The organism is Sulfuritalea sp. (assembly GCF_031426875.1).
Classification (GTDB): domain Bacteria; phylum Pseudomonadota; class Gammaproteobacteria; order Burkholderiales; family Rhodocyclaceae; genus Sulfuritalea.
This window is the reverse complement of the sequence record NZ_JASJPC010000033.1, coordinates 130,201-141,722: the sequence shown is the minus strand read 5'-3', so window position 1 is coordinate 141,722 and position 11,522 is coordinate 130,201. Positions and strand designations below refer to the sequence as shown.

Sequence of the window (11,522 nt, the reverse complement as noted above, 5' to 3'; positions counted from 1 at the left end):
CGGCGGCACAGCTTCGCTGTCATAGCCGAGAGGGATCTGGTCGGCGGCGTCGAACTTCATTCGCCTTCGGCCTCCAGCGGCTGCTTGAGCAAACGACGGACGACGTCGCCGGCAAAGCCCCGGCTTTGCAGGAAGCGCGCCTGGCGCGCCCATTCCTTGGGGTTGGTCGGCGCGGCGGAAAACTTGCGGCTCCAGGCGGCACGCGCGCGTTCGATCTCGTCGGGCAGGTCGGCCTGCGCCAGTTGTTCGTCGATCATCTCGGGCGCCACGCCGCGGGTCTTGAGCTGATGGCGCAGGCGCGAGGTGCCAAGCCGCGCGGCATTGCTGCGCAAATAGCTTTCGGCCGTACGGCTGTCGGACTGCAGTTGCGAGGACTCCATGTCAGCCAGTACCGCGGCGATCTCCTCCGGCGTGCCCAGCCCTGCCAGCTTGCGCGCCAGTTCGGCGCGGGTATGCTCGCGCCGGGCCAGCAGCCTGATCGCCTGCTGGCGCAATTCATTCGACATGGTGGCGACCGCGACAGGCGCGGCAAGAGCGGTTCGACAAGATGCTTGCCCTCGGCGGATACTCGGTCAAGTACCGCGCCTAGCTGCCTTTCACTGCTTCGGGGGTGCCCAGCGCCGCGACGCCGACGGCCTCGCGCACCCGGTTTTCGATTTCCACGGCGATTTCGGCATGCTCGCGCAGGAACTCGCGCGCGTTGTCCTTGCCCTGGCCGATCTTCTCGCCCTTGTAGGCGTACCAGGCGCCGGATTTCTCGACGATCTTGTGCTCGACGCCAAGTTCGACGATCTCGCCCTGGCGCGAAATGCCTTCCCCGTAGAGGATGTCGAAATGCGCCTCGCGGAAAGGCGGGGCGACCTTGTTCTTGACCACTTTGACCTTGGTTTCGTTGCCGATCACCTCGTCGCCCTTCTTGATCGCACCGGTGCGGCGGATGTCCATGCGCACCGAAGCGTAGAACTTCAGCGCGTTGCCGCCAGTGGTGGTTTCGGGGTTGCCGAACATGACGCCGATCTTCATGCGGATCTGGTTGATGAAGATGACCAGCGTGTTGGTGCGCTTGATGTTGGCAGTCAGCTTGCGCAGGGCCTGGCTCATCAGTCGCGCCTGCAGGCCGGGCAACTGGTCGCCCATTTCGCCTTCGATTTCGGCGCGCGGCGTCAGCGCCGCCACGGAGTCGATCACGATGCAATCGACGCCGCCCGAGCGCACCAGCATGTCGGTGATTTCGAGGCCTTGTTCGCCGGTGTCGGGCTGCGAGATCAGCAGGTCGGGCACATTCACCCCGAGTTTGGCCGCATAGCCGGGGTCGAGCGCGTTTTCGGCGTCGATGTAGGCGGCCACGCCGCCGGCTTTTTGAATCTCGGCCACGATGTGCAGGCACAGCGTGGTTTTGCCGGAAGACTCCGGACCGTAAATCTCGACCACCCGTCCGCGCGGCAGGCCGCCTATGCCCAAGGCGATATCCAGCCCGAGCGAGCCGGTGGAAACCGTCTGGATGTCGTCGATGGCCAGGCCTTCGCCCATTTTCATGATGGAGCCCTTGCCGAACTGCTTTTCGATCTGGGCCAGGGCGGCCTGCAGGGCCTTGTTCTTGTTCTCGTCCATTAAATGCGTCCTTCAAAAGTTGATTCGATTATGGCATGGATGGCACAGTTTTTGCGCTCTCCCGGTTTCTTATGCGGCATCGAGTCGGACCAGCAGGCCGCGCAGGGCGTGAAGCACCGCCTGACGGCGCACCGCTTCGCGGTCGCCGCCAAAAACCGCGGTCTCCGCAACAGCCGTTTCGCCGACCCGACACCAGGCAAAGCATACGGTGCCCACTGGCTTACCAGGTGAGCCACCCGTGGGCCCGGCGATTCCTGTGATTGCCAATGAAATCATAGCCTTGGAGTTTTTCAGTGCACCGGCGGCCATTTCCGCCGCGGTTTCCGGACTCACCGCGCCATGGCGGTCCAGGGTTTCCTGGCGCACACCGAGCATGTCGACCTTGGCCGGGTTGGAATAGGTCACGAAACCGCGCTCGAACCATTCCGAACTGCCGGCTGTGTGAGTGATCACTTGGGCGGCCCAGCCTCCGGTGCAGGATTCGGCGGTCGCCAGCAAGAGTTGGTGCTGGCGACACGCCGCACCCACCGATGCAGACAGGGCAAGGAGCTCGGAATCCATCAGAAGGGCAAGAAGGCCTTGAATACCGCGATGGTCAGCACCGTGTAGCCGGCGGCGATGACGTCGTCCATCATCACGCCGAAGCCGTTCTTCACCCGCGTGTCGAAGAACCGGGCCGGTTCCGGCTTGACGATGTCGTAGAAACGGAACCACAGGAAGGCCGCGAGCTGCCAGAGCAGTTCGGGCGGCGTCAGCATCAGCACCGCCCAGAAGGGCACGATCTCGTCCCAGACGATGGCGCCGTGATCGACCACGCCGAGTGCGCGGCCGGTGATCTGGCAGGCCGCGACGCCGACGGCAAAGGCCAGCAGCAGGAAGATCGCCAGCCCCAGGTCGCTTTCCAGATAGCCGCGCAGGAAGGGATAGGTCAGCCATGCGAAGGCCGTGCCGGCCGTCCCCGGCGCGAAACGCGACAGCCCGCTGCCCATGCCGCAGGCGATGAAATGCGCCGGATGGTGGAAGAGGAACTTGAGCGGGGGCGGAGGCAGTTTAGCCATTGCTGTCCCGGGGTACCGGCTGGGGGGCAAAGTGATCGTAGCCGCGCCTGGCGGGGGTGATGTCGCTGCCGTCGTCGTCATTCAGCACGAGTTCGCCGGGCGCACCGGCGACGATCTCGCCGATGCGGGTCAACGGCAGTTCGAGCTTGCCCGCCAGTTCTGCGACGCGCTCGTCGGACGCTGCCGGCGCGGTGAACAGCAATTCGTAGTCGTCGCCGCCGGACAGCAGGCAGTCGCGTTCCAGGCCGGCCGCAGGCAGGTTCGGAATCTGCAGCCGCGCGGCGAGGGCCGACTGCTCGAGGATATGCCCGAGATCGGCCAGCAGGCCGTCCGACACGTCGATCGCCGCTGTCGCCAAACCGCGCAGCGCCAGCCCGAGCGCGACCCGCGGCTGCGGGCGGTGCAATGCGGCGAGGCAATCCGTGAGCTGCGGTTCGGTCAGCGTGGTACGTCCCTGCAGGTGGGCCAGACCCAGCGCGGCGCGTCCGGGCCGGCCGGAAACCCAGATCGAATCGCCGGCCTTGGCGCCGCTGCGGCGCAAGGCCTGCCCCGCGGGGGCTTCGCCAAGTATCGTGACGCAGAAGGCACGCGGCCCGCGCGTGGTGTCGCCGCCGATCAGGTCGATGCCGTAGTCCTGGGCGCAGGCGAAGAAGCCGCGCGCGAAGGCCTCGATCCATTCGTGAGTTGGCGCCGGAGCTTTGCATGCCGGGGATTCCGCTTCGCGGGCCGGCAACACGGCGGCGAGCAGCGCCCAGCGTGGTTGCGCGCCCATTGCGGCAAGGTCCGAGACATTCACGGCAAGGCATTTCCAGCCGAGCGCTTCGGCATCGGTGTCGGCCAGGAAATGCGTGCCTTCGACCAGCAGGTCGGTGGAGACGACCAGTTCCTGGCCCGGGGTCGGCGCGATCAGCGCACCGTCGTCGCCCACGCCGAGCAGAGTGTGGCTGGTGGGCCGCTTGAAGTATTGGTCGATCAGAGCGAATTCGGAAGGCATGAAAACCTTTTTGCCACAGAGGACACAGAGATCACGGAGAAGAAGCAAGGGGGTTTTCTCTGTGCCCTCTGTGTTCTCTGTGGCTAACGGGTTCTTGGTTCGTCCGGTCGCAGCACCGCGGCCAGTTTGTCCAGCACGCCGTTCACGAACTTGTGGCCGTCGGTGCCGCCGAAGGTCTTGGCCAGTTCGATGGCTTCGTTGATGATCACGCGGTAGGGCGTTTCGGGGTGGAGCTTGAGTTCGCAGGCGCCCAGCAGCAGGATGCAGCGCTCGATGGGCGAAACTTCCTCCCAGAGCCGGTCGATATGCGGTGCGAGGTCCAGCTTGAGAGCCTCGGCATGCTGCCGCGCTTCGGTCAGCAGCCTCGCGTAGAGCGCGTTGTCGGCCTTGTCGAAACCGGCCACGCCTTCGGCCTGGACCTGGATTGCCGCCTCATCCTGGCCACCCACCTGCCACTGGTAGAGGCCCTGGATGGCGAATTCCCGGGCGCGACGCCGCGGCGACTTACCGCTGCTCACTATTTATTCGCCTTCAGCAGCGCTTTTGTCAGATTGGCCATCTCGATGGCGGCCTGTGCCGCTTCGGTGCCCTTTTGCACCATGCGCACCAGGGCCTGGTCGTCGTTCTCGGTGGTCAGCACCGCGTTGGCGATCGGGATGCCGGTATTCAATTGCACGTCGGTGATGCCGCGCGCCGACTCGTTGGAGACGATCTCGAAATGATAGGTCTCGCCGCGAATCACGGCGCCCAGCGCCACCAGCGCATCGAAGCAGCCGCTTTGCGCCATGGTCTGCAGCGTCAGCGGCAGTTCCAGCGCACCGGGCACCGTGGTGAAGGTGATGTCGCTGTCGGCCACGCCGAGGCGCGTCAATTCAGCCAGGCAGCCCGAGCGCAGGCCGGCGCCGACGTCCTCGTTGAAGCGGCTTTGCACCACGCCGACGCGCAGACCGCGGCCTGCCAGATTGGGTTCGAATTCGCGAATAGTCATGCCGTTTTTTCCCCTGCCGGATCGAAGTAGCCGGTGATTTCGAGGCCGAAGCCGGCCATGCTCGGCATCTTGCGCGGGCTGGCCATCAGGCGCATTTTGCCGACGCCGACTTCGCGCAGGATCTGCGCGCCGATGCCATAGATGCGCGGGTCCCAGGTATAGGCCGGCTTTTCCGTGCGCTCGCTCTTGAGCGCCGCCAGCAAGGCATTGCCGGTTTCCGCCCGATGCAGCAGCACCAGCACGCCTTGCCCTTCGGCGGCGATCTTGCGCAGGGCGAAGTCGACGCTGTAGGTGTGGCCGCGGCTGCCGTTGTCGAGGAAGTCCAGCACGCAGACGGCTTCATGCACGCGCACCAGGGTCTCGTCTTCCGCCTTGATCTCGCCGCAGGACATGGCCAGATGCACGTCGCCGCAACTGCGGTCGGCGAAGGCGCGCAGACGGAAGCTGCCTTGCGCGCATTCGACCTGCTTGTCGGCGACGCATTCGATGAGCTTTTCGGTTTCCGAGCGGTAGTGGATCAGGTCGCGGATGGTGCCGATCTTGAGGCCGTGCTCGCGCGCGAATTCGAGCAGGTCGGGCAGCCGCGCCATGGTGCCGTCGTCCTTGAGGATTTCGCAGATCACCGCGGCCGGCTGCAGGCCGGCCAGCTGGGCCAGGTCGCAGCCGGCTTCGGTGTGGCCGGCGCGCACCAGCACGCCGCCGTTTTGCGCCATCAGCGGGAAGATGTGGCCGGGCTGGACGATGTCGGCCGGCGTCGCGTTCTTCGCCACGGCAACCTGCACCGTGCGCGAGCGGTCATGGGCGGAGATGCCGGTGGTGACGCCTTCGGCGGCCTCGATCGACATGGTGAAGGCGGTGCCGTGCTGGGCCTTGTTGTCGCGCACCATCAGCGGCAGGTCGAGCTGGTGGCAGCGGGCTTCGGTCAGCGTCAGGCAGATCAGGCCGCGGCCATGCTTGGCCATGAAATTGATCGCCTCGGGCGTCACATGCTCGGCGGCGAGCACCAGGTCGCCTTCGTTTTCGCGGTCTTCTTCATCGACCAGGATGACCATGCGGCCGGCGCGCATCTCGGCGACGATATCGAGAACAGGGCTGATGCTCATGACTGAAGTACCAAACTTGAGAAGGCGCGTATTTTACGCTGCGCCGGCCGTCAGCATGCGCTCGACGTAGCGCGCGATCAGGTCTATTTCGAGATTGACCTTGGCGCCCGCGTGCAAGCGCTTGAGGGTCGTCACCGCGATGGTGTGCGGAATCAGGTTGATCGAGAAGCGGCGGCCGCCTTTGCCACCCACGCGGTTGGTGGTGAGCGAGACGCCGTCGACGGTGATCGAACCCTTGCGCGCGATATATTTCGCCAGAGCCTTCGGTGCCTTGATCACCAGTTCGTGCGATTCGCCGACGGGCTCGAACTTCTCCACGTCGCCGACGCCGTCGACATGGCCCGAGACCAGGTGACCGCCGATGAAGTCGGACAGGCGCATGGCCTTTTCCAGATTGACCTCGCCGCCCACGGTGTCGAGACCGACGGTGCAATCGAGCGTCTCGCGCGAGACGTCGATCTGGTAGCTGGTCTTCTTCTTCGCGATCACGGTCAGGCAGACGCCGCCGTGGGCGATGGAGTCGCCGATGGCGACATCGGCGAGCTTGAGGCCGGGCGCTTCGATGGTAAGCCGCAGGCCTTGTTCCAGCGGCTGGGCGTGGCTGATTTTTCCTACGGCGGCGATGATGCCGGTAAACATGGAAGCTCCTGAAAGTTAGCGCAGGACGCGCTCGAGGGTGGGCAGAAATTTCTCCGCGGACTGGAAACCGATGATGCGCAGATCGACCAGTTCGCGGCCGCCGGCGTCGAAGAAAATGATGCCGGGCGGGCCGAACAGGCCGAAGCGTTTGAGCAGCGCCGCATCGTCCGGACTGTTGGCGGTGACGTCGGCCTGCAGCAGCAGGAACTGTTTCAGGCGCGCGGCGACCTTGGGCTCGGCGAAGGTGAAGCGTTCCATTTCCTTGCAGCTGACGCACCAGTCGGCGTAGAAGTCCAGCATCACCGGCCTGCCGGCGGCCTTCGCCTCGGCGAGCCGGGCGTCGAGCCGTTCCACCGAGGCGACGCGCTCGAAAGTTGGCGCTGGCGCCTCGGCGGCGACGCCGCCGCCGCGCAGGAAACCCAGCGGCTGCAACGGGTCCCGGGCGCCGCCCAGCACCCCCATCAGCATCGCCGCGCCACTTAACAACAGCACCACGCCGAGGCCCTTGCCCAGGCGTTGCCAGCCGTGGGCCTGCGGCGGCAAGGGATCCAGCGCATGCAGGTAGATCGCAGGAATCATCAGCAGCAGCGCCCAGCCGAGCATTTGCAGCCACAGCGGAATGACCGGCGAAACCAGCCACAGCGCGGTTGCCAGCATGACGACGCCGAAAAACTTCGTGACGCCATCCATCCAGGGTCCGGATTTCGGCAGCAGCGAACGCGAGAAGGCGCCCACCAGCAGCAGCGGCGCTCCCATGCCGAGCGACATGACGAACAGTGCCGTGCCGCCCAGCGCGGCATCGCCTGTTTGCGCGATGTACAGCAAGGCGCCGGCCAGCGGCGCGGCGACGCAGGGGCCGACGATCAAGGCCGACAAGGCGCCCATCAGCGCGATGGCGGGCAGCGAGCCGCCCTGGCGATTGGCCGTGTTCGAGACCCGGCTTTGCAGCGCGGCGGGCAACTGCAGCTCGTAGAAGCCGAACATGGAAAGCGAGAGCACCACGAACACCAGTGCGAAGCCGCCGAGCACCCAGGCGTTCTGCAGCGCGGCCGAGAGCAGGGTGCCGGACAAACCGGCGGCAACGCCGATCGCCGCATAGGTCACGGCCATGCCCAGCACATAGGCCAGCGAAAGCACGAAGGCGCGCAGATGCGTCACCGCATGGCCGTGATTGACAATGATGCCGGACAGGATCGGAATCATCGGGAACACGCAGGGCGTCAGCGACAGCAGCAGGCCGAAGCCGAAGAAGCTGAGGAGGATCAGGGCCAGATTGTCGCCCTTGAACAGGCCGGCGATTTTCGAAGTTTCGTCGCCCGCCACGGCGGCGTCGGCCGCACCGGAAGTTGGCGCTGGCGCCACGGCGCTGCCGGCGGCGGCCAGGTCCAGCTTGGCCTCCTGGGTGATCGGCGGATAGCAGATGCCGCCGTCCCAGCAGCCCTGCGAGACGGCCTTCAGGGTCACCGGCCCGCTGGCCTCGACCGGCAGCAGGATCTTCACTTCCTTGCGGTAGACCTCGACCTTGCCGAAGATCTCGTCGTCCTTCATCTTGCCGGGCGGAAAGACGGGGGGCCCGAGCTTGCCGCCGTCCAGCGCGAACTTGAACTTGTCGCGGTACATGTAATACTGGTCGGTGATCTGCCAGCGGGCTTCGATGGTCTTGGCGTCGACCATGCGCGCCGAGAAACGGTAGGCCTGCTCGGGCGGCAGGGGTTCTTCGGCGTGGGTCAGGCCGGTGAAGGCGAGCAACAGCAGGAACAACAGGCGCATCAGCATGTGGAGAGTTTTCCGTCCGGGTGTTCATCAAGGGTTTCGCTGGCGACCCAGTTCAGATACTCGGGCAGGCCGTGCGCGATTGGGACCGCGATGATCTCGGGAAGTTCATAAGGGTGGCCGGCGCGGATCGCAGCCTCCAGCGCCGCATAGCGCGCCGCCGTGGTCTTGATCAGCAGCGGGATTTCAGGCGCGTCTTCGATCCGGCCCTGCCAGCGATACACCGAACGGCAGGGCGCGAGTATGTTCACGCAGGCCGCCAGACGATCAGCCACCAGCGACTCCGCCATCGCCTGGGCGCTGGCCTGGTCGGGCAGGTTGGTCAGGATGAGCAGGGCTTGGCCGCGAGTTTGCGCTGTTTCCATTGGCCTATTCTACCTTCGGCCGGTGCCGGCTCTGGGGTAGGCTGCCTCACCCGGGCGACTCTCAGACTGTCCGGAACCCGGAGCCAAATTTGAGCAAGCTGCTGACTGGATTGATGGAAGCCGAGCGCAAGCGCCGGCAACTCGCTGCCAAGAGCGCGGCCCCGCACACCGCTGCGACATCGGTCGAACCGGCTGCGGCGCCGGTCCAGGGCGACGACGAGCGCGCTCGTGTTGCCGCCGAATCGCGCCGCCTGCAATCTGCCGCAACCATTGCCGCCGCCCAGCAACGCCAGCAGGCGGAAGAACGTGCGGCACAGTCCGCACGCGATCGCGCCGTCGCCGAAGCTGCCGCCGAAGCCGCAGCCGCCGAGCAAGCGCAGGCCGAACGCCGCGCCGCAGCCGCGCTGCAGCAGCGTATCGAGGCGGAACAGCAGGCACTCGCCGCGGCGCAATCGAAGCAAGGCGCCACCGCGCAGCTGGCCGCCGCCGCCGCCGCGCGCGCCGCAGCGGAAGAAAATCTCGCGCGGGCGGCCGCTAATCGCGCGGCCGCCGATCGACTCGCCGCCGAACGCGCGGCGGAGCAATTGCGCGCCGAGCAGGCGGCCGAAGCCGCCGCCTTGTCGCGCATGGCCGCGGAAGAGCGGGCGATTCAGGAAGCTCGTCGCCGCGCCGAGCAGGAAGCCGCGGCAGAGCGTGCCGCCGCCGCGCGTCTCGACGCCGAGTGCAAGGCCCAGGCGGCGCTTGCGGAACGCGCACGGGCGGAAGCCGAGGCGCTCGCCGCTGCAGCCAGCCATCGACAGGTCGCCGCGGACCCTGCGACAACATCGAAGCCGCCACCGCTTGTCGCGGCACAGGGCGGCGCGGACTCACCCCACCGGGCCCCGCGATTTGCGCAGCGCCTGCTTGCCGGCACAGCGCTGGCCCTGGCGATTGGCTTCGCCTGCGGGCTGTGGCTGGGCAAGGCTCCCGGCGTCGCCCAGCGACCACTCGCGCAAGAGCCGGATGCTTTGCACCTGCGTCTCGACACCCGGCTCGGCAACCCGCCGCTGCATGAGCCTCGAGTCATCCCGCGTGATCGACAGCGCTGACTGCGGCCGCAGACAACACGCGCCGCGCACCGACCGACGTGGCGCGCAAGCAACGCCCTGCCGTATCCAAGGCAGGGCGCGGTGTTTTAGTTGCTGATAGACTGGCCTTCTGTTAGCGTTCCACGGTAGTCGGGAGCAGCTTGCGCAGTCAGAATAAATGGCAATGATTTTCCTGAGGATTACCCAATGAAGAAAGCGATAGCCAGGGTTTTGGCTGCCGTCCTTATCCTGGCGGCCGGTGCGCTGAATCACGCGATTGGGCAGGATGCCAGTTTCGATATCGTGCGCTTCCAGATCGAAGGAAATTCGATCCTGCCGGCGCAACGGGCGCAGGAACTGGTCGCACCCTTTGTCGGTCAGCGCCGAAACTATGGCGATGTGCAAAAAGCGCTGGAGGCACTCGAAGACGAATTTCGCCGCCTTGGCTACGGCACCGTGCAGGTCTATGTGCCCGAGCAGGAACTCACCACCGGCGTAGTTCGCCTGCAGGTCAGCGAAGGCGTGATCGGCAAGGTCACCATCACCGGCAACAAGTATTTCAACGACGCCAATGTCCGCGCCGGCGTGCCCGACCTGAAGGAAGGCGTCGCGCCCAACATGCGCAAGCTTTCCGAAAACGTCCAGCTCAGCAACGAGAATCCGGCCAAACAGGTTGAAGTGACGCTGGGCGTCAGCGAGGAAGAAGGCAAGGTCAATGCAAGGGTCGAGGTCAAGGAGGAAGACCCGGACCGGCTCTATCTGACGCTGGACAACACCGGCACCAAGGCCAGCGGCAAGCACAGGCTCGGCGTCGCCTACCAGAATGCGAATCTCGGCAACAGCGACCAGGTATTGACGCTGGCCTACACCACGGCGCTCGATCCTCCTGGCGGCATGAAGATACTCGGCAACCGGGTCCTGCCCTGGCAAGACGGCAACGGCGTCAAGGTCGATATCTTCAGTATCGGCTACCGTCTGCCCCTGTATGCGCTGGGCGACAGCATCGACTTCATCTACGGCAATTCCAGCACCGATACACCGTCCACTTCACCGACTCTCGGCACCGGCCTGGGGATCAACGGCAAGGGCGAGGTGTTCGGTTTCCGCTACAACCATATTTTCCCGCGCGCCGGCGAATTCACTTCGAAACTGGTGCTGGGACTCGACTACAAGTACCTGAACAGCCGCTGCGCCATCAACGGCAATCCGACGCCGTTTGGCCTCGCCGGCTGCACGCCGCATACCTTCCGTCCGGTCTCCGCCACCTACAGCGGCCAGTGGCAAAAGCCGGGCGAGGCCATCGACTTCAACGTCGGCCTGGTGCATCACCTGTTCCCGATGGGCAGCCGGTTTGACTATGCCGCCGCACCGGGCGGCAATGACCGTTACTCTGCGGCGTCGGGCTACCAGACCAAGGATGAATTCACCGCCTTGCGCTTTGGCGGCAGCTATACCACGGCACTGACCGGCGACTGGCTGCTGCGCATCGCGGCAAGCGGCCAGCACGCGAACAATGCGCTGCCCGCCGGCGAGCGGCTGGGCGTGGCGGGCTCGACTGCGGTGCGCGGCTTCCTCGAGCGCGCCGTTGCCGTCGATCGGGGCTATTTCGCCAACATCGAGGCCTACTCGCCGGATATCGCGGCAAGACTGGGCGTGCCGGGAAACCTCAAGTGGCTGGTCTTTTATGATTTTGCCCAAGGTTCCAACCTCAACCCATCGGTCAACCAGCAGGTCAATATCGCCTCGCTGGGGGTCGGACTGCGCTACAACATCAACAAGGACGTAAGCGCCCGCTTGGACATTGCGCGGGTCATGGACGGGGTCTGGCCGAACGGCGCACCCAGTATCGCGCTGGAGGGCGACATCCGCGGCCATTTCGGTATTGCCTACGGGTTCTGAACAGGGCCTCCAAGTGTGAATTACG

13 protein-coding genes are annotated in these 11,522 nt (G+C 65.6%); 2 read left to right on the top strand and 11 right to left on the bottom strand.

Features of this window, described 5'->3' with window-relative positions; genetic code table 11:
* Nucleotides 1–56: 56 nt before the first annotated feature.
* The 11 genes from RMO95_RS15230 to cutA form a co-directional block, all read right to left on the bottom strand.
* Complete coding sequence (locus RMO95_RS15230) at nt 57–506, bottom strand: regulatory protein RecX (RefSeq protein WP_310451494.1); 450 nt, start codon at nt 504–506, stop codon at nt 57–59.
* A gap of 79 nt (nt 507–585) precedes the next feature.
* Nucleotides 586–1,611 carry a recombinase RecA gene (recA, locus tag RMO95_RS15225; protein WP_310451493.1) on the bottom strand — a complete coding sequence of 342 codons (1,026 nt, stop codon included), beginning with the start codon at nt 1,609–1,611 and terminating at the stop codon, nt 586–588.
* Nucleotides 1,612–1,680: 69 nt separating this feature from the next.
* Nucleotides 1,681–2,172, bottom strand: coding sequence for a CinA family protein (locus tag RMO95_RS15220; protein ID WP_310451492.1), 492 nt, complete (start codon nt 2,170–2,172; stop codon nt 1,681–1,683).
* A complete protein-coding gene (locus RMO95_RS15215; RefSeq protein WP_310451491.1) occupies nt 2,172–2,669 on the bottom strand; it encodes a phosphatidylglycerophosphatase A in 498 nt (165 codons plus the stop codon). The genes RMO95_RS15220 and RMO95_RS15215 overlap by 1 nt, the downstream gene beginning before the upstream one ends.
* Nucleotides 2,662–3,663: a thiamine-phosphate kinase gene (gene thiL, locus RMO95_RS15210; RefSeq protein ID WP_310451490.1), complete on the bottom strand. Its 1,002-nt coding sequence runs from the start codon at nt 3,661–3,663 to the stop codon at nt 2,662–2,664. The genes RMO95_RS15215 and thiL overlap by 8 nt, the downstream gene beginning before the upstream one ends.
* Before the next feature lie 83 nt (nt 3,664–3,746).
* Nucleotides 3,747–4,181: a transcription antitermination factor NusB gene (gene nusB / locus RMO95_RS15205; RefSeq protein ID WP_310451489.1), complete on the bottom strand. Its 435-nt coding sequence runs from the start codon at nt 4,179–4,181 to the stop codon at nt 3,747–3,749.
* The gene (ribH, locus tag RMO95_RS15200; protein WP_310451546.1) at nt 4,181–4,645 is read right to left on the bottom strand and encodes a 6,7-dimethyl-8-ribityllumazine synthase; all 465 of its coding nucleotides are present in this window, start codon (nt 4,643–4,645) and stop codon (nt 4,181–4,183) included. Before ribH ends, nusB begins: the two co-directional genes overlap by 1 nt.
* 2 nt (nt 4,646–4,647) lie before the next feature.
* On the bottom strand, nt 4,648–5,754 hold the full coding sequence (ribBA, locus tag RMO95_RS15195; protein ID WP_310451488.1) for a bifunctional 3,4-dihydroxy-2-butanone-4-phosphate synthase/GTP cyclohydrolase II: 1,107 nt from the start codon (nt 5,752–5,754) through the stop codon (nt 4,648–4,650).
* A 33-nt stretch (nt 5,755–5,787) separates the two neighbouring features.
* On the bottom strand, nt 5,788–6,393 hold the full coding sequence (locus RMO95_RS15190; RefSeq protein ID WP_310451487.1) for a riboflavin synthase: 606 nt from the start codon (nt 6,391–6,393) through the stop codon (nt 5,788–5,790).
* Nucleotides 6,394–6,408: 15 nt separating this feature from the next.
* Entirely contained in the window at nt 6,409–8,169 is a 1,761-nt protein-coding gene (gene dsbD / locus RMO95_RS15185) for a protein-disulfide reductase DsbD (protein ID WP_310451486.1), read from the bottom strand.
* Nucleotides 8,163–8,531, bottom strand: a complete 369-nt coding sequence (gene cutA / locus RMO95_RS15180; protein ID WP_310451485.1) for a divalent-cation tolerance protein CutA — start codon at nt 8,529–8,531, stop codon at nt 8,163–8,165. Before cutA ends, dsbD begins: the two co-directional genes overlap by 7 nt.
* An 89-nt stretch (nt 8,532–8,620) precedes the next feature.
* Between cutA and RMO95_RS15175 the strand changes: the two genes are divergently transcribed.
* Both RMO95_RS15175 and RMO95_RS15170 read left to right on the top strand, forming a co-directional pair.
* The gene (locus RMO95_RS15175; RefSeq protein WP_310451484.1) at nt 8,621–9,619 is read left to right on the top strand and encodes a hypothetical protein; all 999 of its coding nucleotides are present in this window, start codon (nt 8,621–8,623) and stop codon (nt 9,617–9,619) included.
* Between the two features lie 186 nt (nt 9,620–9,805).
* Nucleotides 9,806–11,497, top strand: coding sequence for a ShlB/FhaC/HecB family hemolysin secretion/activation protein (locus RMO95_RS15170; protein ID WP_310451483.1), 1,692 nt, complete (start codon nt 9,806–9,808; stop codon nt 11,495–11,497).
* Nucleotides 11,498–11,522: the final 25 nt, after the last annotated feature.

Bases quoted from the DNA above. Each gene is read 5' to 3' on its own strand.
- cutA (WP_310451485.1), bottom strand. From the start codon at position 8,531: ATGGAAACAGCGCAAACTCGCGGCCAAGCCCTGCTCATCCTGACCAAC.
- RMO95_RS15190 (WP_310451487.1), bottom strand. From the start codon at position 6,393: ATGTTTACCGGCATCATCGCCGCCGTAGGAAAAATCAGCCACGCCCAG.
- recA (WP_310451493.1), bottom strand. From the start codon at position 1,611: ATGGACGAGAACAAGAACAAGGCCCTGCAGGCCGCCCTGGCCCAGATC.
- RMO95_RS15170 (WP_310451483.1), top strand. From the start codon at position 9,806: ATGAAGAAAGCGATAGCCAGGGTTTTGGCTGCCGTCCTTATCCTGGCG.
- dsbD (WP_310451486.1), bottom strand. From the start codon at position 8,169: ATGCTGATGCGCCTGTTGTTCCTGCTGTTGCTCGCCTTCACCGGCCTG.
- RMO95_RS15215 (WP_310451491.1), bottom strand. From the start codon at position 2,669: ATGGCTAAACTGCCTCCGCCCCCGCTCAAGTTCCTCTTCCACCATCCG.
- RMO95_RS15220 (WP_310451492.1), bottom strand. From the start codon at position 2,172: ATGGATTCCGAGCTCCTTGCCCTGTCTGCATCGGTGGGTGCGGCGTGT.
- thiL (WP_310451490.1), bottom strand. From the start codon at position 3,663: ATGCCTTCCGAATTCGCTCTGATCGACCAATACTTCAAGCGGCCCACC.
- ribBA (WP_310451488.1), bottom strand. From the start codon at position 5,754: ATGAGCATCAGCCCTGTTCTCGATATCGTCGCCGAGATGCGCGCCGGC.
- RMO95_RS15230 (WP_310451494.1), bottom strand. From the start codon at position 506: ATGTCGAATGAATTGCGCCAGCAGGCGATCAGGCTGCTGGCCCGGCGC.